At 69.4% G+C, this 24194-nt stretch carries 22 protein-coding genes and 1 pseudogene; 15 read left to right on the top strand and 8 right to left on the bottom strand.

Annotated elements, in window-relative coordinates:
- Nucleotides 1-60: 60 nt before the first annotated feature.
- The 3 genes from sepH to LUX31_RS09585 all read right to left on the bottom strand — a co-directional run bounded on the left by sepH (nucleotide 61) and on the right by LUX31_RS09585 (nucleotide 4004).
- Entirely contained in the window at nucleotides 61-1080 is a 1020-nt protein-coding gene (gene sepH / locus LUX31_RS09595) for a septation protein SepH (RefSeq protein ID WP_235474363.1), read from the bottom strand.
- 406 nt (nucleotides 1081-1486) lie between these two features.
- Nucleotides 1487-2806 (bottom strand): D-arabinono-1,4-lactone oxidase, encoded by a 1320-nt coding sequence (locus LUX31_RS09590; RefSeq protein ID WP_235474362.1) that lies wholly within the window; start codon nucleotides 2804-2806, stop codon nucleotides 1487-1489.
- Nucleotides 2766-4004 (bottom strand): MFS transporter, encoded by a 1239-nt coding sequence (locus tag LUX31_RS09585; protein WP_235474361.1) that lies wholly within the window; start codon nucleotides 4002-4004, stop codon nucleotides 2766-2768. Before LUX31_RS09585 ends, LUX31_RS09590 begins: the two co-directional genes overlap by 41 nt.
- A gap of 150 nt (nucleotides 4005-4154) precedes the next feature.
- Here LUX31_RS09585 and LUX31_RS09580 point away from each other — a divergent pair, with 150 nt between their 5' ends.
- A complete protein-coding gene (locus LUX31_RS09580) occupies nucleotides 4155-5282 on the top strand; it encodes a ferrochelatase (protein ID WP_235474360.1) in 1128 nt (375 codons plus the stop codon).
- Between the two features lie 8 nt (nucleotides 5283-5290).
- Entirely contained in the window at nucleotides 5291-6106 is an 816-nt protein-coding gene (locus LUX31_RS09575; RefSeq protein ID WP_235474359.1) for an inositol monophosphatase family protein, read from the top strand.
- Between the two features lie 102 nt (nucleotides 6107-6208).
- Here LUX31_RS09575 and LUX31_RS09570 read toward each other — a convergent pair whose 3' ends face one another.
- Entirely contained in the window at nucleotides 6209-6382 is a 174-nt protein-coding gene (locus tag LUX31_RS09570; RefSeq protein WP_167467697.1) for a hypothetical protein, read from the bottom strand.
- Nucleotides 6383-6816: 434 nt separating this feature from the next.
- Here LUX31_RS09570 and LUX31_RS09565 point away from each other — a divergent pair, with 434 nt between their 5' ends.
- The 4 genes from LUX31_RS09565 to LUX31_RS09550 all read left to right on the top strand — a co-directional run bounded on the left by LUX31_RS09565 (nucleotide 6817) and on the right by LUX31_RS09550 (nucleotide 10350).
- Nucleotides 6817-7470: a response regulator transcription factor gene (locus LUX31_RS09565; protein WP_006380516.1), complete on the top strand. Its 654-nt coding sequence runs from the start codon at nucleotides 6817-6819 to the stop codon at nucleotides 7468-7470.
- Nucleotides 7471-7477: 7 nt separating this feature from the next.
- A complete protein-coding gene (locus LUX31_RS09560) occupies nucleotides 7478-8722 on the top strand; it encodes a sensor histidine kinase (protein ID WP_235474358.1) in 1245 nt (414 codons plus the stop codon).
- A gap of 394 nt (nucleotides 8723-9116) precedes the next feature.
- On the top strand, nucleotides 9117-9413 hold the full coding sequence (locus LUX31_RS09555; protein ID WP_235474357.1) for a DUF4193 domain-containing protein: 297 nt from the start codon (nucleotides 9117-9119) through the stop codon (nucleotides 9411-9413).
- Between the two features lie 13 nt (nucleotides 9414-9426).
- Entirely contained in the window at nucleotides 9427-10350 is a 924-nt protein-coding gene (locus tag LUX31_RS09550) for an EcsC family protein (RefSeq protein ID WP_235474356.1), read from the top strand.
- An 84-nt stretch (nucleotides 10351-10434) separates the two neighbouring features.
- Here LUX31_RS09550 and LUX31_RS09545 read toward each other — a convergent pair whose 3' ends face one another.
- Entirely contained in the window at nucleotides 10435-10911 is a 477-nt protein-coding gene (locus LUX31_RS09545) for a DUF3093 domain-containing protein (RefSeq protein WP_235474355.1), read from the bottom strand.
- Between the two features lie 58 nt (nucleotides 10912-10969).
- Between LUX31_RS09545 and LUX31_RS09540 the strand changes: the two genes are divergently transcribed.
- From LUX31_RS09540 to LUX31_RS09510, 7 genes are all read left to right on the top strand, one after another.
- A complete protein-coding gene (locus LUX31_RS09540) occupies nucleotides 10970-11554 on the top strand; it encodes a PaaI family thioesterase (protein ID WP_235474354.1) in 585 nt (194 codons plus the stop codon).
- 11 nt (nucleotides 11555-11565) lie between these two features.
- Nucleotides 11566-12117: a dUTP diphosphatase gene (dut, locus tag LUX31_RS09535; RefSeq protein ID WP_235479855.1), complete on the top strand. Its 552-nt coding sequence runs from the start codon at nucleotides 11566-11568 to the stop codon at nucleotides 12115-12117.
- Between the two features lies 1 nt (nucleotide 12118).
- Nucleotides 12119-12886 carry a DUF3710 domain-containing protein gene (locus tag LUX31_RS09530; protein ID WP_235474353.1) on the top strand — a complete coding sequence of 256 codons (768 nt, stop codon included), beginning with the start codon at nucleotides 12119-12121 and terminating at the stop codon, nucleotides 12884-12886.
- A gap of 230 nt (nucleotides 12887-13116) precedes the next feature.
- Entirely contained in the window at nucleotides 13117-15708 is a 2592-nt protein-coding gene (locus tag LUX31_RS09525) for a sensor histidine kinase (RefSeq protein WP_235474352.1), read from the top strand.
- Nucleotides 15705-16388 carry a response regulator gene (locus tag LUX31_RS09520; RefSeq protein WP_235474351.1) on the top strand — a complete coding sequence of 228 codons (684 nt, stop codon included), beginning with the start codon at nucleotides 15705-15707 and terminating at the stop codon, nucleotides 16386-16388. The genes LUX31_RS09525 and LUX31_RS09520 overlap by 4 nt, the downstream gene beginning before the upstream one ends.
- A gap of 46 nt (nucleotides 16389-16434) precedes the next feature.
- The gene (locus LUX31_RS09515; RefSeq protein WP_235474350.1) at nucleotides 16435-16833 is read left to right on the top strand and encodes an OB-fold nucleic acid binding domain-containing protein; all 399 of its coding nucleotides are present in this window, start codon (nucleotides 16435-16437) and stop codon (nucleotides 16831-16833) included.
- A gap of 3 nt (nucleotides 16834-16836) precedes the next feature.
- Nucleotides 16837-17571, top strand: a complete 735-nt coding sequence (locus tag LUX31_RS09510; RefSeq protein WP_235474349.1) for a DUF3159 domain-containing protein — start codon at nucleotides 16837-16839, stop codon at nucleotides 17569-17571.
- A 166-nt stretch (nucleotides 17572-17737) separates the two neighbouring features.
- On the opposite strand, the gene LUX31_RS09505 is transcribed toward LUX31_RS09510, so the two are convergent.
- The gene (locus tag LUX31_RS09505; protein ID WP_235474348.1) at nucleotides 17738-18403 is read right to left on the bottom strand and encodes a potassium channel family protein; all 666 of its coding nucleotides are present in this window, start codon (nucleotides 18401-18403) and stop codon (nucleotides 17738-17740) included.
- Nucleotides 18403-19074 carry a potassium channel family protein gene (locus LUX31_RS09500; protein ID WP_235474347.1) on the bottom strand — a complete coding sequence of 224 codons (672 nt, stop codon included), beginning with the start codon at nucleotides 19072-19074 and terminating at the stop codon, nucleotides 18403-18405. Before LUX31_RS09500 ends, LUX31_RS09505 begins: the two co-directional genes overlap by 1 nt.
- Before the next feature lie 403 nt (nucleotides 19075-19477).
- On the opposite strand from LUX31_RS09500, the gene LUX31_RS09495 reads away from it, so the two are divergent.
- Nucleotides 19478-21526: an APC family permease gene (locus tag LUX31_RS09495; protein ID WP_235474346.1), complete on the top strand. Its 2049-nt coding sequence runs from the start codon at nucleotides 19478-19480 to the stop codon at nucleotides 21524-21526.
- A gap of 116 nt (nucleotides 21527-21642) precedes the next feature.
- Nucleotides 21643-22971, top strand: coding sequence for a class I SAM-dependent RNA methyltransferase (locus tag LUX31_RS09490; protein ID WP_235474345.1), 1329 nt, complete (start codon nucleotides 21643-21645; stop codon nucleotides 22969-22971).
- A 146-nt stretch (nucleotides 22972-23117) separates the two neighbouring features.
- On the opposite strand, the pseudogene LUX31_RS37835 reads toward LUX31_RS09490, so the two are convergent.
- A pseudogene (locus LUX31_RS37835) lies at nucleotides 23118-24187 on the bottom strand (IS630 family transposase).
- Nucleotides 24188-24194: the final 7 nt, after the last annotated feature.

Raw genomic sequence — 24194 nt, 5'->3', positions numbered from 1 at the left:
AGGAACTGCGCGACAAGCCCCCACCGGACCCGCAGCAAACGAACCGCCTACCCAGCGGAGCTACTCCTTGTTCTTTCGGCGCGTGCCGAACACGATCTCGTCCCAGCTCGGTACAGCCGCTCTACGCCCAGGCCGCACCCCATCCGCCTCCGCCTGGCGGTCAGTCGCACCGACCAGCCGGTCACGGTGAGCGCCGACCGAGCGAGGCATCAGCACGTCCGCGTACGCGGAACCCGCCGAGGCCGCAGGAGCAGGAGGCTCCTCCACCTCGGGTTCGGGTGCCGGTTCCTCCGGGACTTCCGTGGAGGAGGGTCGTTCCGGCACGACCATGTCGCCACGGAAGCTCGGTACCGCCTCCAGCAGGCTGGTCAGCGAATCGCGCTCGCTCGCGCTCTCCTCGGTGGCCTCCGGCGACGGCGCCGGCAGGGCCGGACGGTCCAGCGGGCGGTCGCGCGGCAGCCGGGCGATACGCGGTACGAACGGGAAGCTGGGCTCGGGCGCCGAGAGGTCGTCCGACTCGCCGATCAGCGAGCGGGCCTCCTCGTCGACGGCCTGGACGAGCCGCCGGGGCGGGTCGTACGTCCAGCTCGCCGAGTGCGGTTCACCGGCGACCAGATAGACCAGCAGGACTTCCCAGGTGCCGTCGTCGCGGCGCCACGAGTCCCACTGGACGGTGTCCTTGTCGGCGCCACGGATCGTCAGCCGCTCCTGCACGGCCTCGCCGAGCTGTGGACCGGCGTTCTCACCGGGCCGGCGGACCGGAGTCTTCCGGGCCCGCTCGGCCATGAAGGCTCGTTCGGCCAGCACGGGGCCCTCGAAGCGACGCACACGGTCGACCGGAATCCCGGCGAGCTGCGCCACTTCTTCCGCGGACGCACCGGCACGTATGCGTGCCTGGATGTCGCGGGGGCGGAGATGACTCTCCACCTCGATCTCGATCTGGCCGAGGCGGGGACGGTCGCCGCGAACGGCGGCGCGCAGACGCTCATCGATCGGAAGCGTGTACTCCGTGCTGTCCGCAGCCTTCAGCACCAGCCGTGTGCCGTCGTTAGAGACGGCCACGACACGCAGTTCGGGCATGGGGACCTCCCGGGTGGTGCCTGCCGACGTCACGTGCGTCGCTGCTTCCGCTAGTCGAGTGTGGCCTGCCCGGGTGCAGCCTGCCACAACCTTGCCGAGTTGCCCGGCGTGTCGGGCGCGGGCCCGAGATCGCCGTTATGTCACGGTTATCTATTCGCAACGCTAAGTGACAAACTCCGTCACCCTGTGCAACGAGCCCCCTCTTGGCGATCCTGGAAGGCCCCGGACGCCCAGGCGGGAGACCGGACCCAGGGCTCGCAACAGTACTCCATTTGGGCCACGTGCGTGGATTGGCACGCCACCCAATTCCAGCAGGGGAGTGCGAGTTGGCCGATCTTCCACCGGTTCCGTGACCTCGGACGCAACGCAGCTCACGTAAACATCGGAAACGGAACCAATTCCTTCGTTACGCGCCGAGAACCCGTCGCAAGTAGTCGTTCTGGAACAGCCGTTCGGGGTCGAGCCGGTCCCGCAGGGCGGTGAACTCCCCGAAACGGGGATAGACCCCCGCGAAGTAATCGGCGTCCTTCGTGTGCACCTTGCCCCAGTGCGGCCGTCCCTCGTGCGCCGTGAAGATGCGCTCGGCGGCGGTGAAGTACGCCTGATAGGGCGTCCCCCGGAACATGTGGACGGCCACGTAGGCGCTGTCGCGGCCCGAGGCCGTGGAGAGCGCGATGTCGTCGGCGGGGGCCGTACGCACCTCCACGGGGAAGCTGACCCGCAGGTCCGACTTGTCGACCATCGCCTTGAGTTCGCGCAGCGTCTCCACCAGGGCCTCGCGCGGAACGGCGTACTCCATCTCCACGAAGCGCACCCGGCGCGGAGACGTGTAGACCTTGTACGGGATGTCCGTGTACGTCCGCGCGGACAGTGCCTTGCTGGAGATCTGGGCGATCGTCGGGATCGTGGCCGGCACCGTGCGGCCGACCAACTGGGCCGCCTGGAAGACGCCGTTGGAGAGGAACTCGTCCTCGATCCAGCCCTTGATCCGACTGACCGGTTTCTCGGGGCCCGCGCTGCGGTTGTTGCGCTTGGTGTTGGTGTTGCCGGTGTGCGGGAACCAGTAGAACTCGAAGTGCTCGTTCTCGGCCCAGAGTTCGTCGAAGGCGCTGGTGACCTTGTCGAAGGTCATCGGCTCCTCGCGGGCGGTGAGCAGGAAGAGCGGCTCCACGGCGAACGTGATCGCGGTGATGATCCCCAGGGCACCGATGCCGACCCGGGCCGCCGCGAAGACCTCCGGATTCTCCTTCTCGGAGCAGGCGAGCACCGAACCGTCCGCCGTCACCAGCTCAAGACCCTTGATCTGGGCGGCTATCGAGCCCGACTCACGGCCGGTGCCGTGGGTGCCGGTGCTGGTGGCGCCCGAGACCGTCTGCTCCATGATGTCGCCCATGTTCGTGAGCGACAGACCCTCGCGGGCCAGAGCCATGTTGAGTCTCTTGAGCGGAGTGCCCGCCTCGACCCTGACCGTCAGGTTCTCGCGGTCAATGTTGCGGATACCGGTCAACAGTTGAGGGCGGATCAACACCCCGTCGGTGGCGGCGGTCGCCGTGAAGGAGTGCCCGGTGCCGACGGCCTTCACCTTGAGACCGTCCGCGGCTGCTTTCCGTACCGCCGCCGACAGTTCCTCCACGGAAGCGGGCGTGACCTCCCGGGCGGGCCGGGCGGTGACGTTGCCCGCCCAGTTACGCCACGTGCCGCTCTTGCCGCTCGCTGTGCTGCTCAACGATGCCTCCCCGACGCGGAGCCGGCCTGCTCAGCCGGCGGTACCCGAGGAAACCGACCGCGACCGCGACGGCCCCGGACGCCACCGGAACCCCGTACCCGGCGCCCGCACCGGCGGCGTCGATCACCCAGCCGGACACGGAGGAGCCGAGCGCGACGCCGACCGCGAGCCCGGTGCTCACCCAGGTCATGCCCTCGGTCAGTTGCGCGCGTGGTACGTGCTGTTCGATGAGGGACATCGTCGTGATCATCGTGGGTGCGATGGACAGGCCCGCAACGAACAGCGCCACGGCCAGAAACGGCAAGTTTCCGACCAGTAGGAGGGGGATCATACTCACGGCCATCGCACATATGCCCAGCAGCCACCGGCGTTCCGGGGCTCCCGGAAGGTGCAGCAGCCCGAACACCGCTCCCGCCGTGCAGGAGCCCGCCGCGTAGAGGGCCAGCACGACGCTCGCGGCGCCCTGATGACCCCGTTCCTCGGCGAAGGCGACGGTGACCACGTCGACCGCCCCGAAGATCGCCCCGGTCGCCGCGAAGGTGACCACCAGGACCTGGAGACCGGGGGAGCGCAGCGCCGAGCCGCCCTTGTGCTGCGCGCGCGGATGCGGCTCGGGCTCGGTGGCCCGCTGCGCCGTCAGCCAGAAGACACCGGCCGCCAGGAAGCAGGCGGCGAGCAGCGGCCCCGCCTCCGGGAACCACACCGTGGACAGCCCGATGGAGATGATCGGCCCGAAGATGAAGCAGACCTCGTCCACCACGGACTCGAAGGAGTACGCGGTGTGCAGCTGCGGGGTGTCCCGGTACAGGGCCGCCCACCGCGCGCGGGTCATCGCGCCGACGCTCGGTACGCAGCCGATGCCGGCGCCGCACACGAACAGCACCCAGTCCGGCCACTCGAAGCGCGCGGCGAGCAGCAGCCCGGCCGAGGCCACCAGGGCGCAGAAGGTCGCGGGCCGCAGTACGCGGCGCTGCCCGTACTGGTCGACGAGCCGCGAGACCTGTGGACCCGCCACCGCGGCGGCCAGGGCGATGGTCGCCGTGAGGGCGCCCGCGAGCCCGTACCGCCCGGTGAGCTGGGAGATCATCGTGACCACGCCGATGCCCATCATCGACAGCGGCATCCGGCCGAGGAACCCCGCGGCGGTGAAGCGCCCGGAGCCGGGGGCGGCGAACAGGGCGCGGTAGGGGCTGGGCACGGGGAGACTCCGGTCGACCGGTAAGGCGTGAGGGGCGCGTGGGTAAGGCGTGAGGACAGCCGATACAGCTTACGGGTCAGGTGACCCTGATACACCCGTCGGGACGGGCCGCGATCCCGGCTGTCAGAGGGGGGTGGCAGGATCGGAGCCATGCGAGATGCGCTCGACGCCACCCCTTACGACGCCCTGCTCCTGCTCTCTTTCGGCGGCCCCGAGGGCCCGGACGACGTGGTTCCGTTCCTGGAGAACGTGACGCGCGGGCGGGGCATCCCCAAGGAACGCCTCAAGGAAGTCGGACAGCACTACTTCCTGTTCGGCGGGGTCAGCCCGATCAACGACCAGAACCGCGCCCTCCTGGACGCCCTGCGCAAGGACTTCGCGGACCACGGCCTCGACCTGCCGGTCTACTGGGGCAACCGCAACTGGGCCCCGTACCTCACCGACACCCTCCGCGAGATGGTCCAGGACGGCAGACGCCGCATCCTCGTCCTCGCCACCAGCGCGTACGCCTCGTACTCGGGCTGCCGCCAGTACCGCGAGAACCTCGCGGACTCCCTGGCCGCCCTGGAGGCCGAGGGCCTCGACCTCCCCCAGGTCGACAAGCTGCGGCACTACTTCAACCACCCGGGATTCCTGGAGCCCATGATCGAGGGTGTGCTCACCTCCCTCGCCGACCTCCCCGAGGACGTCAGGGACGGCGCGCACCTCGCCTTCTCGACCCACTCCATCCCGACCGCCTCCGCCGACACCTCCGGGCCCGTCGAGGACCACGGGGACGGCGGGGCGTACGTGAAGCAGCACCTGGACACCGCCCGGCTGATCGCGGACGCCGTGCGCGAGCGGACCGGCGTCGACCATCCCTGGCAGCTCGTCTACCAGTCGCGCTCCGGTGCCCCGCACATCCCGTGGCTGGAGCCCGACATCTGCGACCACCTGGAGGAGCGGCACGGTGCCGGCGTCCCGGCCGTCGTGATCGCGCCCATCGGGTTCGTGTCGGACCACATGGAGGTCCTGTACGACCTCGACACGGAGGCCAGGGCCAAGGCGGAGGAACTGGGCCTGCCCATGCGCCGCTCCGCGACCGTGGGCGCCGACCCGCGCTTCGCCGCCGCGGTCCGCGAACTTGTCCTGGAGCGCGCCGCCACCGAGAGCGGCCAGGACATCACGCCGTGCGCCCTGGGCGCGCTCGGCGCGACCCGCGACCTCTGCCCGGTGGGCTGCTGCCCGTCCCGTGCCCCCAGGCCCGCCGCCGCGGGCGCCGACAGCCCGTACGCGTGAGGAACCCAGTGACCGACCCCCTGCTGCCCGAACTGCTCCGGCTCGCCCAGGAGGCCGCCCGCCGCGCGGGAGAGCTGCTGCGGGACGGCAGGCCGGCCGACCTCGCGGTCGCCGCCACCAAGTCCAGCCCCATCGACGTCGTCACGGAGATGGACATCGCGGCGGAGAAGCTGATCACCGACGTGATCTCCGACCACCGCCCGGACGACGGCTTCCTCGGCGAGGAGGGCGCCTCCAGCGAGGGCAGCAGCGGCATCCGCTGGGTCATCGACCCGCTCGACGGCACGGTCAACTACCTGTACGGACTGCCCACTTGGTCCGTCTCCATCGCGGCTGAGCGGGACGGCGAGCGGATCGTCGGCGTGGTCGCGGCGCCGATGCGCGGTGAGACGTTCCACGCGGTGCTCGGCGGGGGAGCCTGGGCCACCGGCGCCTGGGAGGGCGAACGCCGGCTCACCGTCCGCCCGGCCCCGCCCCTGGACCAGGCCCTGGTGTCGACGGGCTTCAACTACGTCGCCGAGGTCAAGGCCCACCAGGCCGAGGTGGCGAGGCAGCTGATCCCGCTGCTGCGCGACATCCGGCGCGGCGGTTCGGCTGCGGTGGACCTCTGCGATCTGGCGGCGGGTCGCCTGGACGGCTACTACGAGCGCGGCCTCAACGCCTGGGACGTGGCCGCGGGCGACCTGATCGCCCGGGAGGCGGGCGCCCTGACCGGTGGACGCCCCGGAGAACGCCCGTCACGCGATCTGACGGTCGCGGGCACCCCAGGCGTCTTCGAACCCCTCCAGCACCACCTGGAGGCCTTCGGCGCCTGGCACGACTGATGCTGAAGCGGCCCAGGGGCCGGAAACACAGAAACAGCGGAACCCCGGCGCTGGATTCGCCGGGGTTCCACTGTTACCGCGACGTAGTGCGTACGCACTACGTCAGACGCTCGTCGCGCCGACCTCCACACCGTGTTCGGCGGCGAGGCGGCGCAGGTCGTCGAGTTCGGCCTGTTCCACTTCGACGAGGAAGTCGTCGCCCTCGTCGCGAGCCCGAGTGAGGTCGGTCTCGGTCGCCCTTATGCGCTGCAGAAGTCCTGCGGTGAATGCGTCCATGCTGCGCCCCCTCGTCCTGGGTCGTGGGTCGATGGCACGGGGGTGTGCCGTTCGGAAGGGGCGATCACGTCTCCAACTGGGTGCCCAGCGCTGCCCTGCCGGGCGGCGACGGTGCCGGACACCCACGCCCGCTCTGCGGAAAGCGGTCCGTTGTGCCACTAGGTGTCATGGCACACGCAGAGCGTGATCGCGGGGTGTAAAGCCGTCCTCCCCCCGCTCCGTTCCGGGGAAACCTCAACCCGCCAAGAATTCTTCCCTCCGTTGTCGGCGGGAGCGGCCCGGGGCGGCCGGGAAGGTGTCCTGCGGTGATCGTTCTGAGCCCTCTTACAACCGGTTTACGGGCGAAAGCGGCAGGATGGAGGCCTGACCACACGAAAAGATTCCGCCAACGTGCCGACCGGGCCCGCGGGCGACCCCGAGGAAGGACAAACGACGTGCGCGTACTCGTCGTCGAGGACGAGCAACTGCTCGCCGATGCGGTGGCCACCGGACTGCGCCGGGAGGCCATGGCCGTCGACGTCGTGTACGACGGTGCGGCGGCCCTGGAGCGCATCGGCGTCAACGACTACGACGTGGTCGTCCTCGACCGTGACCTCCCGCTGGTGCACGGCGACGACGTCTGCCGCAAGATCGTCGAACTCGGCATGCCCACGCGCGTGTTGATGCTCACGGCTTCCGGAGATGTCAGCGACCGGGTCGAGGGACTGGAGATCGGCGCGGACGACTACCTCCCCAAACCCTTCGCCTTCAGCGAGCTGACGGCACGCGTGCGTGCCCTCGGCCGGCGTACGAGCCTGCCGCTGCCGCCCGTCCTGGAGCGGGCCGGGATCAAGCTCGACCCGAACCGCCGCGAGGTCTTCCGCGACGGCAAGGAGGTCCAGCTCGCGCCGAAGGAGTTCGCCGTCCTGGAGGTGCTGCTGCGCAGCGAGGGCGCGGTCGTCTCCGCCGAGCAGCTCCTGGAGAAGGCCTGGGACGAGAACACCGACCCGTTCACCAACGTCGTACGCGTGACCGTGATGACCCTGCGGCGCAAGCTGGGCGAGCCTCCCGTGATCGTCACCGTGCCGGGCTCCGGTTACCGGATCTGAGGATTCGATGGCCACGACACCCGCTCCCCCGAAGGCGCCCCCGAAGCCCACCTGGGACCCGAGGAAGCCCCAGCAGCTGCCGCTGCCATGGCTCCGCCCGACCATCCGCATACGCCTGACGCTGCTCTACGGCGGCATGTTCCTGATCGCCGGCATCCTGCTGCTGTCGATCATCTATCTGCTGGCCGCCCAGGCCATCCGGGAGGGCAGCAACCAGTCGTTCCAGATCGAGGGCACCGTCACCCGGATCACCAGTGACACCTGCCCGGTGCTGGACAGCGCGACCACCGACAACCAGCGCAACGCCGCGCTCAAGGCGTGCAGCGACGCCCTGCGCCAGCACGCCCTGGACAGCCTGCTCAGCCGCTCGCTGCTCACGCTGCTGGGTCTCGCCGTGATCGCCTTCGCGTTCGGCTACGCCATGGCAGGCCGGGTCCTGACCCCGCTGGGCCGGATCACCCGTACCGCCCGCGCGGTGGCCGGCTCGGACCTGTCCCGCCGGATCGAGCTGGACGGCCCCGACGACGAGCTGAAGGAGCTGGCGGACACCCTGGACGAGATGCTGGAGCGCCTCCAGCGGGCGTTCACGGCCCAGCAGAGGTTCGTCGGCAACGCGTCGCACGAGCTGAGAACGCCGCTGGCGATCAACCGCACGCTCCTTGAGGTGCACCTGTCCGATCCGGCGGCGCCACCGGAACTCCAGCAACTGGGCAAGACGCTGCTGGCGACCAACGAGCGCAGTGAGCAGCTCGTCGAGGGGCTCCTGCTGCTGGCCCGCAGCGACAACCAGATCGTCGAGCGGAAACCGGTCGATCTGGCCGAGGTCGCCTCGCAGGCCGTCGACCAGACGCATGCCGAGGCCGAGGCCAAGGGGGTCGAGTTCCGCGGACAGCGCGATCCCGTGGTCGTCCAGGGCAACGGCGTACTGCTGGAGCGGATCGCGCTGAACCTCGTACAGAACGCGGTGCGGTACAACGTGCCGGAGGACGGCTGGGTCGAGGTGAACACCGTGGTCCAGCACGGGCAGGCGGTGCTGGTCGTCTCGAACACGGGTCCTGTGGTCCCGGCGTACGAGGTGGACAACCTCTTCGAGCCCTTCAGGCGGCTGCGTACGGAGCGAACGGGCAGTGACAAGGGTGTGGGCCTCGGGCTGTCGATCGCGCGCTCTGTGGCGCGCGCTCACGGCGGCCACATCTCGGCCACACCGCGTGAGGGGGGTGGGCTCGTGATGCGAGTCGCCCTTCCTATCTGAGATCATGTCGCCGACACGCGAGGATGTTCGCTTTGCGCGGAATTTCCGGGGCACCCTCCCGGAGACTTCGTGTGTGATCGATCACAAGGGCGAAATTCCGGCCATCTACTGTCCGTGATCATGCGACCTGCCATAAGGCCCGGATAATCCGGGTTTTCAGGGGTCTTGATCACGGGAAGTACACGGTGGGGCGCCTTTGAAGTGCGGTATTCGGACCGTGTACGGTCCGCATCGCCATCCATGCCGATCTCTCTTGAGGGGGTCGGTTGGGTGTCGATTGAGTAACAGACCTTGATGTGAGGCAAAATCTCCGCCTCAGGTCGGGCACAAGTCCGGCCTCTCACGCGTTACCTGCGCTGAGACACCGCAGACACCCAGAGGGGGAGAGCGCGACATGGCAACGGATTACGACACCCCACGCAAGACCGACGACGACGTCGACTCGGACAGCCTTGAAGAACTGAAGGCCAGGAGGAACGACAAGTCGACTTCCGCCGTGGACGTCGACGAGTTCGAGGCCGCCGAAGGCCTCGAACTGCCCGGAGCGGACCTCTCGAACGAGGAGTTGGCCGTCCGGGTCCTGCCCAAGCAGCAGGACGAGTTCACCTGCATGACCTGCTTCCTGGTGCACCACCGCAGCCAGCTGGCCCGCGAGAAGAACGGTCAGCCGATCTGCCGCGACTGCGACTGAGGGCGGGTCGGCCGTGACTGGCTCGACCCCTCCTTGGAAGCGCCGCTTCCCTTCGCGGGGAGCGGACCAGGGGCCGCAGAACGGCCCTCACGGTGCTCGTGACGACGAGCGAGGCTCATCCGGTACAGGATCGGCCTCGCTCGAACCGGCCGACAGGCCGGCCGACCACGGGGATGACCTCCCGGTGCCGGCCGAGCCTTCCGTCCCCGTCGCCGGGCGACGGACGGCCGCGATCCGGCACAAGGCCAGGGAAGGCGTCCGCAAGGGCGGCAGCCGGGCGAAGGCGAGCCTGGCGTACCTCACCGACCGGATCATCGAGAACGCCCCGCGTATCCCCGTACGCGACCTCGCCACCCTCCGCAGACAGTTCCCGGGCCTCGGGCCCGAGGAGATCGCGGACAAACTCGTCGCGGGCGCCGCGAGCGCGACGGCGACCGTGGGCGCGGGCATCGGGGCCGCAGCCATGCTGCCGGTGCCACCGGCCATGCCGACCGAGCTGGCCGCCGAGATCACCGGTGTGGCCGCGATCGAGCTCAAGATGATCGCCGAGCTGCACGAGGTCTACGGCGTACGGCCACCGGGCAATCTGAAGCAGCGCAGTACCGCGTACCTGAACTCGTGGTCGGGCGAGCGCGGCATCGACGTGACCAAGCCGTCGACGTTCAACTCGGCCCTCGGGGGCCAGATGAAGCGCGAACTCCGCCAGCAGATCATGAAGCGGATGGTCCGGGACCTGCCCAACCTGATCCCGTTCATGGTGGGCGCGGCCGTCGGCGCGGTCATGAACCGGCGCGACACCAGAAAGCTCGCGGGCCACGTCCGCAAGGACCTGCGCAGGTTCCAGGTCCCCTGGGACCAGCTCCCCGAACTGCCCCCGCTGCCGCTGCCCACCGACGCACTGGACATCGCGAACGGGCCGAAGGAACTCGGGAAGTAGCGGCCCGCAGGGGCTCAAAGCCCCCGGGCGCAGGAGCGGCGGGCAAGTCTTTGCCCGCCGTCGAAGAAGAATTTGCCGATCGGTTCAGCCGGCGTCGCGGGCGGCGGCCGCCCGCGCCGATTCCAGCGCTGCCACCAGCCGCTCGGGCTCCCGCGTCGACAGATACAGGTACGGGGTGGGGTCCGCGGGGTCCGTGACCTGGACGCGCAGCGCCGTGGGGATGTAGGCGCGCAGCAGCATGAAGGCGCGGGTGTCGGCCTTGTACGTGCGCCAGGCGCGGGCCTCCTCCGCGTCCAGGATCTCCGCCTCGCCCAGGGCCGCCACCGGGATCTTCGCCTCGCCCGCGATCAACGCGTCGCCCACGATCCGGATCCGGATCGAGCCGTACGAACTCGCCGCCACCGCGGCCGCAGCCGTACCGCCCACCAGGCCGCCGAGCAGGGGCAGCGTGCCGAACGGGAGCAGGATCAGGGCGAAGGAGACGCCGACCAGGAAGGAGATCAGCCACCAGGAGCGGGGGGCCGTGAGGCGTTCTTCGTACGGGGAGGCCGAAAGCTGCATGGAGCCAAGCTTGGCATGGTGTCGGTCGACGGCCGACTCGCGGGTAAGGTCTGCGGCTGTGAGTGGTACATCCGCAGCTCTGAAGCCCCCCGCCGACGCCGTGGCGCCCGTGCGGCACCCGGACGCACCCGCGCCCGGAGAGCTGCTCGGCGCCCACTACGAACAGTGTTTCGGATGTGGCAGCGAACAGGCCCATGGCCTGCACCTCGCCGCGCGGGCCGGCGACGGGGTCACCGTCACCGCCGAGTTCACCGTGCGGGAGGCCCACCAGGGCGCCCCCGGCCTCGCCCACGGCGGAGTGCTCGCCAGCGCGCTGGACGAGACGCTCGGCTCCCTGAACTGGCTGCTGCGCACCATCGCCGTGACCGGACGGCTGGAGACCGAGTTCGTCCGGCCCGTGCCCGTCGGCACCCTGCTGCATCTGGAGGCCGAGGTCACCGCGGTGGCCCGGCGGAAGATCTACTCGACCGCCACCGGACGCATCGGCGGCCCCGACGGGCCCGTCGCGGTGCGCGCCGAGGCCCTCTTCATCGAGGTCAAGGTCGAGCACTTCATCGAGAACGGCCGCCCGGAGGAGATCCAGGCGGCCATGAGCGACCCGGACCAGGTCCGGCGCGCCCGCGCATTCGAGGTGAACCCGTGAGCCCCGCACCCATGGGCCGTGAGCCCCTGGACGTCCTCATCCGCCGCGTCGACCCGGACGTACCGCTTCCGTCGTACGCACAGCCCGGCGACGCAGGAGCCGATCTGCGGACGACGCGGGAGTGCGAACTGAAGCCCGGGGAACGGGCCGTTCTGCCCACCGGGGTGTCCATCGCACTTCCCGACGGGTACGCGGCCTTCGTGCACCCCCGTTCGGGGCTCGCCGCCCGCTGCGGTGTCGCTCTGGTGAATGCCCCGGGGACGGTTGATGCCGGGTACCGTGGGGAGATCAAGGTGATCGTGGTGAATCTCGACCCGCACGAACCCGTGCGATTCGAGCGCTTCGACAGGATTGCCCAACTGGTCGTCCAGCAGGTCGAGAAGGTCCGCTTCCGGGAGGTCGCGGAACTTCCCGGCTCGGCGCGGGCCGAGGGGGGCTTCGGGTCCACCGGAGGTCACGCCTCGGTGGGCGGTGCGAGCGGTCACAGCGGTCAGGCCGCAGTGGGCGGCACAACGGGTGGGAATCGATACGCTTCGGTCGTATCCGACCGGGAAGGACAGTGACGTGTTCGGACGTCGCAAGAAGAAGGGTGCCGCCGAGGACGCGGCCGGCGAGGCCGAGCAGGTCGTCGACAGCGGCACTGAGGCGGACGAGGAAGCCGCGGGCGGACGTGGACGCGTCCGGCTGGAGCCGGAGCCGCGTCCCGACGGACCCTGGGACGACACCGAGGTCCGCGAGCCCGGCGAGGGCCGGGTGGACCTGGGCGGACTGTTCGTGCCCGGAGTCGACGGCATGGAACTTCGGGTCGAGGTCGCGGGTGACGCGATCGTCGCGGCGACCGTCGTGCTGCGCGACAGCGCCGTACAGCTCCAGGCCTTCGCCGCGCCCAAGCGCGAGGGCATCTGGGGCGAGGTGCGCGAGGAGATCGCCTCCGGCATCACCCAGCAGGGTGGCATCGTCGACGAGGTCGAGGGGCCGCTGGGCTGGGAGCTGCGCGCGCAGGTTCCGGTGCAACTGCCGGACGGCACGGGTGGTTTCCAGGTCGTGCGGTTCGTCGGTGTGGACGGTCCGCGGTGGTTCCTGCGGGGGGTCATCTCCGGGCAGGGTGCGGTGCAGCCGCAGGCGGCCGGGCTGCTGGAGCAGATCTTCCGGGACACGGTCGTCGTTCGTGGCGAGGGGCCGATGGCGCCTCGCGACCCGATCGTGCTGAAGCTGCCGAACGATGCGCAGATGGTGCCCGAGGGTGTTCAGCAGGAGGAGCAGGCTGGGTCTCGCTTCTCCGGTGGCATGGGGCAGCTGCAGCGTGGGCCGGAGATTACTGAGGTTCGCTAAGAGTTCCGTCGGTTACGCGGTTTGTTTGCCGCGGGCCGGTGGGGGCTGGTCGCGCAGTTCCCCGCGCCCCTTTTTCGGGCTTCGCCCCGAAAAAGGGGCGCGGCTCGTTTGTGGGCGCGTCAGGGTTGCGTCAAAGGCGTGCTTCGGTCTGCTTCTCGTCCATTTTGTCGGCATTGTTCGACGTAATGTCGACGCTGCGTCCGCAGCGGGCGCGGGAAGACAATGAGGCCATGGGACGCGGCAAGCTTCGGATCTATCTCGGTGCGGCACCGGGCGTCGGCAAGACGTACGCGATGCTCTCCGAGGCGCACCGCCGTGTCGAGCGGGGAACGGACTGCGTGGTGGCCTTCGTGGAGCACCACAGCCGGCCGCGTACGGAGGTGATGCTCCACGGCCTTGAGCAGATCCCGCGCAAGGAGTTGGGCTACCGCGGATCCGTGTTCACCGAGATGGACGTGGACGCCGTGCTCGCGCGTCGGCCGCAGGTCGCCCTGGTGGACGAACTGCCGCACACCAATATCCCGGGCTCGCGCAACACCAAGCGCTGGCAGGACGTCGAGGAGCTGCTGGCCGCCGGTATTGACGTGATATCGACTGTCAACATTCAACATCTTGAGTCGTTGGGTGATGTGGTTGAGTCGATCACTGGTGTACGTCAACAGGAGACCGTTCCCGACGAAGTGGTCCGGCGTGCGGATCAGATCGAGCTGGTCGACATGTCCCCGCAGGCGCTGCGTCGGCGGATGGCCCACGGCAACATCTACAAGTCCGACAAGGTAGACGCGGCTCTCTCCAACTACTTCCGCCCGGGGAACCTGACAGCGCTGCGGGAACTGGCGCTGCTGTGGGTGGCCGACCGGGTCGACGAGTACCTGACCGAGTACCGCAGTGAGCACCAGGTCTCCAGGATCTGGGGTTCGCGGGAACGGATCGTGGTCGGACTGACCGGCGGACCCGAGGGTCGTACGTTGATCCGGCGGGCCGCGCGGCTCGCCGAGAAGGGCGCCGGCGGCGAGGTCATGGCCGTCTACGTCGCCCGCAGCGACGGGCTGACCAACGCCTCCCCGAAGGAACTGACCGTCCAGCGGACCCTGGTCGAGGATCTTGGCGGAACCTTTCACCATGTGGTCGGGGACGACGTCCCGGTGGCGCTGCTGGACTTCGCGCGGGGCGTGAACGCCACCCAGATCGTGCTGGGTGTCTCCCGGCGCAAGACCTGGCAGTACGTCTTCGGGCCCGGGGTCGGCGCGACCGTGGCCCGGGAGTCGGGGCCCGACCTCGACGTCCACCTGATCACCCATGACGAGGCGGGCAAGGGACGCGGGCTGCCCGTGGCCCGGGGGGCCCGGCTCGGGCGGGCGCGGATCATCTGGGGCTGGCTGGTCGGCGTGGCCGGTCCGCTGGCCCTCGCGCTGCTGCTGAACGCCGTCGACCTCGGCCTCGCCAACGACATGCTGCTGTTCCTGGCGCTCACCGTGGCGGCGGCCCTGCTCGGCGGCCTCTACCCGGCGCTCGCCTCGGCGGCCTTCGGCTCCATGCTGCTGAACTACTACTACACGCCGCCGTATCACCGGCTGACCATCGCCGACCCGAAGAACATCGTCGCCCTCGTGATCTTCTTCGGGGTCGCCGTGGCCGTGGCGTCGGTGGTGGACCTGGCCGCCCGGCGGACGCATCAGGCGGCCCGGCTGCGGGCCGAGTCGGAGATCCTCTCCTTCCTCGCGGGGAGCGTCCTGCGCGGCGAGACCAGCCTGGAGGCGCTCCTCGAACGGGTCCGGGAGACCTTCGGGATGGAGTCCGTGGCGCTGCTGGAGCGGGCGGGCGACGTCGATCCATGGACCTGCGCGGGCAGCGTCGGCACCAGGCAGGCGGTGGAGCGGCCGGAGGACGCGGACGTGGACATGCCGGTCGGCGACCACATGGCGCTCGCGCTGTCCGGCCGGGTGCTGCCCGCCGCCGACCGGCGCGTGCTGGCCGCGTTCGCCGCCCAGGCGGCCGTGGTACTCGACCGCCGGCGCCTCCAGTCCCAGGCCGACCAGGCCCGTACCCTCGCCGAGGGCAACCGGATCCGCACGGCGCTGCTCGCCGCCGTCAGCCATGACCTCCGTACGCCACTGGCCGGGATCAAGGCGGCGGTCACGTCGTTGCGGTCGGACGACGTGGAGTGGTCCGAGGAGGACCGGGCCGAACTGCTGGCCGGCATCGAGGACGGCGCCGACCGGCTCGACCACCTGGTGGGCAACCTGCTGGACATGTCCCGGCTCCAGACCGGCACCGTCACCCCGCTGATCAGGGAGATCGACCTCGACGAGGTGGTGCCGATGGCGCTGGGGGGCGTACCCGAGAACAGCGTCGAGCTGGACGTTCCCGAGACGCTGCCGATGGTCGCCGTCGATCCCGGGCTGCTGGAGCGCTCGGTGGCCAACCTGGTCGAGAACGCCGTCAAGTACAGCCCGGACGGGGAGACGGTGCTGGTGGCCGCCAGTGCCATCGCCGACCGGGTGGAGGTGCGGGTGGTGGACCGCGGGCCGGGCGTGCCGGACGAGGCGAAGGACCGCATCTTCGAGCCCTTCCAGCGGTACGGTGACGCTCCGCGCGGGGCCGGGGTCGGACTGGGCCTGGCGGTGGCCCGGGGGTTCGCGGAGGCGATGGGCGGCACGCTCCAGGCCGAGGACACGCCTGGGGGCGGGCTGAGCATGGTGCTCACGGTGCGGGCGGCGGGGACGGACGCAGGCGCGGGGGTCGAGTCTCTGAGGCGTGGTGGAGTGGCGGGGGCCGTGGCAGTGGGAACAGAAGTGCAGGCGGAAAGGCAGGTTTCATGACCCGGGTGCTGGTGGTCGACGACGAGCCGCAGATCGTGCGCGCGCTCGTGATCAACCTCAAGGCACGCAAGTACGAGGTCGACGCGGCCCCCGACGGTGCCACCGCCCTCGAACTGGCCGCCGCCCGCCATCCCGACGTGGTCGTGCTCGACCTCGGTCTGCCCGACATGGACGGCGTCGAGGTGATCAAGGGGCTCCGGGGCTGGACCCGGGTGCCCATCCTGGTGCTGTCGGCCCGGCACACCTCCGACGAGAAGGTCGAGGCGCTCGACGCGGGCGCCGACGACTACGTCACCAAGCCCTTCGGCATGGACGAACTGCTGGCCCGGCTGAGGGCCGCCGTCCGCCGGGCCGAGCCCACCGGGAGCGCGGAGGACGACGTCATGGTGGAGACCGCCGAGTTCACCGTCGACCTGGCCGCGAAGAAGGTCCACCGCGGGGGGCGCGACGTACGGCTGACTCCCACGGAGTGGCATCTGCTGGAGGTGCTCGTGCGCAACACGGGCCGGCTGGTCAGCCAGAAACAGCTGCTCCAGGAGGTGTGGGGGCCGTCGTACGGGACGGAGACCAACTATCTGCGCGTGTACATGGCGCAGCTGCGGCGCAAACTGGAGACGGATCCCTCGCATCCGAAACACTTCATCACCGAGCCGGGGATGGGGTACCGGTTCGAGCGGTAGGTCACGGGGGTACGTCGGTGTCGGTGGGCGCCGGTACGCTTCAGGTATGACTGCTGTTCCTCGTTCCGAGAAGCCGACGGGCCGGTTTCGGCGCATGCTCGACCGGCTCTCCTCGTCGCAGGAGGACCTGGAGTCCGAGGAGCTGCGCGAGGACACCGAGACCGCGGGCTGTACGCGTATCGGTGACTGCCACGACCGACAGATAGTGACGGTTACTGGTACCTTGCGCACGGTCACGCTACGGCCGAGGGCGGGGGTTCCGGCCCTGGAGGCCGAGCTGTTCGACGGCTCGGCCGCGCTGGACGTGGTGTGGCTCGGCAGACGCTCCATCGTCGGGATAGAGCCGGGACGCAAGCTGATCGCGTCGGGCCGGATCTCGATGAGCCGGGGCCGCCGTGTGCTGTTCAATCCGAAATACGAACTGAGACCCCTCGGACGGGAGTAGCCGGTGACGTCGCTCGACAAGCCGACCGAAGACGCCCAGCACGATTCCAGGGCGGTGACCGAGGCCGCGCTCTTCGAGGCGTTCGGCGGTCTGCGGGGCATGATCGAGACGGTCCTGCCGGGGCTGCTCTTCGTCACGATCTACACGATCAAGAAGGACCTGCACGCGTCGGCCATCGCGGCCCTCGGTGTCTCGGTGCTGATGGTCGTGGTGCGCCTCGTCATGAAGGACACCGTCAAGCACGCCTTCAGCGGGGTGTTCGGGGTCGCCTTCGGTGTCGTCTTCGCGATGATGACGGGCAATGCGAAGGACTTCTATCTGCCCGGCATGCTCTACACGCTGGGGCTGGCGCTGGCGTACATCATCACGACGCTGGCCGGTGTGCCGCTGCTCGGGCTGATCCTCGGGCCGGTGTTCAAGGAGAACCTCTCCTGGCGTACGCGTAATCCTGGGCGCAAGAAGGCCTATGCGAAGGCCAGTTGGGCCTGGGGGCTGATTCTGCTCGCCAAGTGCGCGATTCTGTTCCCGCTGTACTGGTGGGCGGACACGGCGTCGCTCGGGTGGGTGCTGGTGGCGTTGAAGATTCCGCCGTTCCTGTTGGCCGTGTGGCTCACGTGGGTGTTCCTGGCGAAGGCGCCGGCGCCTATTGATGTGTTCGCTGAGATGGAGGCGGAGGAGCGGGCGGAGGAGGAGCGGCGGAAGGCTGCGGCTTCCTCGTCCCCGTCTTCTTCCGAGTAGGGGGTGCGGGGGTCGGCGTTGGGTTTTCTTCGCCCCCGCCGCCCCTACCCGTTCCCATCCTTCTGGGGGCTGCGCCCCCAGACCCCCCTTTCGCGCTGAACGCGCTCGTCCTCAAACGCCGGACGGGCTAAAGGATCCCCGGACGGGCTGAAAGATCCAGCCCCTGTCAGTCCTTTCGGACCGACAGCAGGTCCTCCAACTGCTCCTCCCTTGCCTGGGCGGCTACGAACAGGAGTTCGTCTCCCGCTTCCAGGGAGTCCTCGCGGGACGGGGTCAGGACTCGGGTGCCGCGGATGATCGTCACCAGGGACGTGTCCTCCGGCCACTCCACGTCGCCGACCTGGGTGCCGGCCAGGGCCGACTCCGGGGGGAGGGTCAGTTCGACCAGGTTCGCGTCGCCGTGGCTGAAGCGGAGGAGGCGGACCAGGTCGCCCACGCTCACCGCTTCCTCGACCAGGGCCGACATCAGACGCGGGGTGGAGACCGCCACGTCCACGCCCCAGGCCTCGTTGAACAGCCACTCGTTCTTGGGGTTGTTGACGCGGGCGACGACGCGTGGGACGCCGTACTCCGTCTTCGCCAGCAGGGAGACGACGAGGTTCACCTTGTCGTCGCCCGTCGCGGCGATCACCACGTTGCAGCGCTGCAGCGCGGCCTCGTCCAGCGAGGTGATCTCGCAGGCGTCGGCCAGCAGCCACTCCGCCTGGGGGACCCGTTCGACCGAGATGGCCGTCGGGGCCTTGTCGATCAGCAGGATCTCGTGGCCGTTCTCCAGCAGTTCGCCCGCGATCGAGCGGCCGACGGCACCGGCACCGGCAATGGCGACCCTCATCAGTGACCGGCCTCCTCTTCGGGGCCTTCGGCGAAGGACGCCTCGACCTTCTCGACGTCGTCCGTACGCATCATCACGTGCACCAGGTCGCCCTCTTGCAGCACCGTCTGCGAGGAGGGCAGGACCGCCTCGCCCAGGCGGGTGAGGAAGGCGACACGCACGCCGGTCTCGTCCTGCAGCTTGCTGATCTTGTGGCCCACCCAGGCCGACGACGCGTGCACCTCGGCGAGCTGGACGCCGCCGGTGGGATCGCGCCACAGAGGCTCCGCACCGGACGGCAGCAGCCTGCGCAGCATCTGGTCGGCCGTCCAGCGGACGGTGGCCACGGTCGGGATGCCGAGGCGCTGGTAGACCTCGGCACGGCGGGGGTCGTAGATACGGGCCGCGACGTTCTCGATGCCGAACATCTCGCGCGCCACCCGGGCGGCGATGATGTTCGAGTTGTCACCGCTGGAGACGGCGGCGAAAGCGCCTGCCTCCTCGATGCCCGCCTCGCGCAGGGTGTCCTGGTCGAAGCCGACCCCGGTGACGCGCCGGCCGCCGAACCCGGAGCCCAGTCGTCGGAAGGCGGTGGGGTCCTGATCGATCACGGCGACCGTGTGCCCCTGTTGCTCCAGGGTCTGGGCGAGAGCGGAACCCACTCTGCCGCAGCCCATGATGACGATGTGCACGACCGTCCTTCCGATCCGAGGTCGAAGCCCGCCGTTGTCGACTTGGCTCGATTGGCTTGAACAGGGTCTCAGACCCTCGCCCAAGCTACACACGCACGGTCGGCGGAGGGCACCCCCCTACCTGCGGCTGATGCTGCGGACGCTGGCCAGAGTGAGCAGGGCGAGGACGACAAGTGAGGCGACGGCGCCGATCAGCTCCGCGGCGAGGTGGGGCATGGGGGCTCCCGGAAGGCGATGAAAGGGTTAAAAGGTTCATAAGGTGCGCTGTGTTTTCGTCATATAGCCATGAAGACGCGGTCCCGGGGGCGTTTGCCTGTCTCGGATGCCGGGATTTCACTCGGCGGACCGCCGGGATTTCACCCGGATGTGCCCAGAACAAGGCGGGGAGCTTACGATCCTGTCCGTGTCCAAACTGACCGACGTGCCCAAACGGATCCTGATCGGGCGCGCACTGCGCAGTGATCGGCTCGGCGAAACGCTCCTGCCGAAGCGCATCGCTCTCCCCGTCTTCGCCTCCGACCCACTCTCCTCCGTGGCCTACGCTCCCGGGGAAGTGCTGCTGGTCCTGTCGATCGCGGGCGTGTCGGCGTACCACTTCAGCCCGTGGATCGCGGTCGCTGTCGTCGTACTGATGTTCACCGTGGTCGCCTCCTACCGGCAGAACGTGCACGCGTACCCGAGCGGCGGCGGCGATTACGAGGTGGCGAACACCAACCTCGGCCCAAAGGCCGGGCTCACGGTCGCCAGCGCGCTGCTCGTCGACTACGTGCTCACCGTCGCCGTGTCGATCTCCTCCGGCATCGAGAACCTCGGCTCCGCGATCCCCTTCGTCGTCGAGCACAAGGTGCTCTGCGCGGTCGCCGTCATCGTGCTGCTCACGCTGATGAACCTGCGGGGCGTCAAGGAGTCCGGGAAGCTGTTCGCGATTCCGACCTACGTGTTCGTCGCGGGCGTCTTCATCATGATCGCGTGGGGCGCGTACCGCGGGCTGGTGCTGGACGAGACCATGCGTGCGCCGACGGCCGGCTACGAGATCAAGGCCGAGCACCAGGGCCTCGCCGGATTCGCCCTCGTATTCCTGCTCCTGCGCGCCTTCTCCTCCGGCTGTGCCGCGCTCACCGGCGTTGAGGCCATCTCCAACGGTGTGCCCGCCTTTCGTAAGCCGAAGTCCAAGAACGCGGCGACCACGCTCGCGGCGATGGGCCTCCTCGCCGTCACCATGTTCTGCGGGATCATCGGGCTCGCCATGGCCACCAAGGTGCGGATGGCCGAGAACCCCGCGCACGACCTGCTGGACAAGGGCGTCGAGCTGGGCCCCGACTACGTCCAGAACCCGGTGATCTCCCAGGTCGCCGAGGCGGTGTTCGGCGGCGGCAGCTTCTTCTTCATTCTCCTGGCCGCCGCCACCGCGCTGGTGCTCTTCCTGGCCGCCAACACCGCGTACAACGGCTTCCCGCTCCTCGGCTCGATCCTCGCCCAGGACCGCTACCTCCCGCGCCAGCTGCACACCCGCGGCGACCGGCTCGCCTTCTCCAACGGCATCGTGCTGCTCGCCGGTGCGGCCGTCCTGCTGGTGTGGATCTACGGGGCCGACTCGACCCGCCTCATCCAGCTGTACATCGTCGGCGTGTTCGTGTCCTTCACGCTCAGCCAGACCGGCATGGTCCGGCACTGGAACCGCCACCTGGCCACCGAGAAGGACCAGGCGAAGCGCCGGCACATGATCCGCTCCCGCGCCATCAACACCTTCGGCGCCTTCTTCACCGGCCTTGTGCTGGTCGTCGTACTCGGCACGAAGTTCACGCACGGTGCCTGGGTGGCGCTGCTCGGCATGGTGATCTTCTACGCGGTGATGACCGCGATCCGTAAGCACTACGACCGGGTCTCCGCGGAGATCGCGGCCCCGGAGGGCCCGAGCGACGACAGCGTACGGCCGTCGCGGGTGCACTCCGTCGTCCTGATCTCGAAGATCCACCGGCCCACGCTGCGCGCGCTCGCGTACGCGAAACTGATGCGCTCCGACACGCTGGAGGCGCTCAGCGTCAACGTCGACCCGGAGGAGACGAAGGCGCTGCGGGAGGAGTGGGAGCGGCGGGGGATCACCGTCCCGCTGAAGGTGCTCGACTCGCCGTACCGGGAGATCACCCGGCCGGTGATCGAGTACGTGAAGGGGCTGCGCCGGGATTCGCCGCGCGACGCCGTGTCCGTGATCATCCCGGAGTACGTGGTCGGCCACTGGTACGAGCACCTGCTGCACAACCAGAGCGCGCTCCGCCTCAAGGGGCGCCTGCTGTTCACGCCGGGTGTCATGGTGACGTCGGTGCCCTACCAGCTGCAGTCGTCCGAGGCGGCCAAGAACCGCGCCCGCAAGCGGCAGGACTGGAACGCGCCCGGATCGGTCCGGCGCGGCCCGGCCGAGGAACGGCCGAAGGAGCCGACCGCGAAGGGCTGAGCCGACGGGTCCGGGTTCGGGTGCGGGCTTGTGGTGAGCGGTCGGGCAGGGCCCACGTAGACTGGTGGGCTGTTGTCCGGCCGTTCTCTCTTTCTCTCTTACGGAGTCACCCCACCATGCAGGCAGAACCGAAGAAATCGCTGGTGGGGCTGGAGTACGAGGTCGAGGTCGGTCCCGTCGCCCATGGCGGCCACTGCATCGCGCGTACGGAGGAGGGGCAGGTCCTCTTTGTCCGGCACACGCTGCCCGGTGAGTGGGTCGTGGCCCGGGTGACGGAGGGTGAGGAGGGGGCGCGGTTCCTGCGCGCGGACGCGGTGGAGGTGCTCACGGCGTCCAAGGACCGAGTCGAGGCCCCCTGTCCCTACGCCGGCCCCGGCCGCTGCGGCGGCTGCGACTGGCAGCACGCCAAGCCGGGCGCACAGCGTCGGCTCAAGGGCGAGGTCGTCGCCGAGCAGCTGAAGCGGCTCGCCGGTCTGACCCCGGAGGAGGCCGGCTGGGACGGCACGGTCATGCCTGCCGAGGGCGACAAGCTGCCGCCCGGTGAGGTGCCTCAGTGGCGTACGAGGGTGCAGTACGCGGTCGACGCGGACGGCAACGCCGGTCTGCGCCGCCACCGTTCGCACGAGGTCGAGCCGATCGAGCACTGCATGATCGCGGCGCCGGGCGTCAGCGAGCTGGGCATCGAGGAGCGTGACTGGTCGGGGATGGAGTCCGTCGACGCGATCGCCGCGACGGGGTCCCAGGACCGCATGGTCATCCTGGAGCCGAGGCCCGGTGCTCGGTTGCCTCTGGTCGAGTTGGACAAGCCCGTTTCCGTCATGCGGGTCGAGGAGCACGACGGCGGCATCCACCGCGTCCACGGCCGCGCGTTCGTCCGCGAGCGCGCCGACGGCCGTACGTACCGGGTCGGCAGCGGCGGCTTCTGGCAGGTCCACCCGATGGCGGCGGACACGTTGATGAAGGCGGTCATGCAGGGCCTGCTTCCGCGCAAGGGAGACATGGCCCTCGATCTGTACTGCGGGGTCGGCCTGTTCGCGGGTGCGTTGGCCGACCGGATCGGCGAGAAGGGCGCGGTTCTCGGCATCGAGTCGGGCAAGCGCGCGGTCGAGGACGCCCGTCACAACCTCGCCGCGTTCGATCGGGTTCGCATTGAGCAGGGCAAGGTCGAGGCGGTGTTGCCCCGTACGGGGATCACCGAGGTTGATTTGATCGTCCTGGATCCGCCGCGGGCTGGGGCGGGGCGGAAGACGGTCGAGCAGTTGGTGAAGCTGGGGGCGCGGAAGATCGCTTATGTGGCTTGCGATCCGGCGGCGTTGGCTCGGGACTTGGGGTATTTTCGGGAGGGGGGGTATCGGGTGCGGACGCTTCGGGCTTTTGATCTGTTTCCGATGACGCATCATGTGGAGTGCGTGGCGATCCTTGAGCCTGCCGCAAAGGGCTCCTGACCTGCAGGTTCGGGTGGTGTGTGTTATGAGCGCGGTGGGCGTTACGGGTGATATCTTGACGCACGTTCTGATGTGCCGTCAGGTGTCTTGTGCTGCAGGTCGGGAGCCCAAGAGGGCTGGGATCTGGAGATCTTCAATGGCTGAGGTTACGGCGGTTGGAATTCGAGGCCGGTCTTGGCGATGAGGCCGTCGATGAGGCCGGGTCGGTACTGCATCCGTTTGAGCCGGGCCTTCACCAGCGTGGTGAGCTGGTCGAGGCTGTGTTTGGTGAGGTTGCCCAGTGACCGTTTCAGCAGTGACCAGACGCCCTCGACCGGGTTGAACTCGGATGCGTACGGCGGCAGTTGGTAGACAGTCAGCCATAATCGGGCGTCGATCAGTTGCCGCATGGTGCGGCTGACGTGCGTGTTCAGATTGTCCCAGACCAGGACGATCGGGCCACCGAGTTGCTGGTGTGCGGCGTCGAGCAGGCGGGCGTAGTCGGTCTCGGTGGAGCACTTGCGCCGGCCTTTGGCGGGGCCGCGATCGAGGTGGGTGCGGTAGACCAGTCGGGACCGGTGGCCGGACTTGGTGCAGATCAGTGCAGCCGTGGAGACGCGCTTGATGCCTGCGGCGGTGACCCGCACGACGGGTGTGTGGCCGCGCCGGCCCCAGGTGCGGCCTTTGGGCGGCCTCAGGCCCTGGCCGGCTTCGTCTTCGAAGCAGAGCCAGGCGCCCAGGTCCGCCGCCGTCTTTTTATGACGGGCCACTGCTCGTCCTTCCAGGCGGCGATCTTCTCCTCGTCGCGCTCGGTGGCCTTGCGGGACGGGACCTGCACACTCCAGCCGATGCGGTGCAGCAGCAGGTCCAGCCCGGCCAGGGTGTACTCGACGCCGAACCGACGGCGCACGACCTCGGCGATCCTCACTTAAGTCCAGCACTGGTCAGGCCAGCCGGAGGCAGCCGGGCCGGCTTCCGACACCGCTTCCAGCACGCCTAGTTGAACCACGTCGAGCTTGCAGCGGGAACCGCCAGGGCCCTTGGAGACCAGAGCCTGCCGCCCGCCCGCAGCCAACGCCCGCCGCCAGCGGTTCACCGACATATACGTCACCCTGAACCGCCGGGCCACCTCCCGGTCACTGGCCCCCGCCTCGATCAGATCGGCGGCCGCCAACCGGACCCGCTCACGCCGAGCCCCCTCCTCAGCGGTCAGCCCTCCGCCATCGGGGTACCTCATCCCTCCG

Origin of the sequence: Streptomyces sp. GQFP, assembly GCF_021545335.1 — a bacterium.
In the GTDB taxonomy this organism is placed as follows: domain Bacteria; phylum Actinomycetota; class Actinomycetes; order Streptomycetales; family Streptomycetaceae; genus Streptomyces.
Note: the sequence above shows the minus strand (reverse complement) of the source record. Positions and strands in the feature narration are given on the sequence as shown.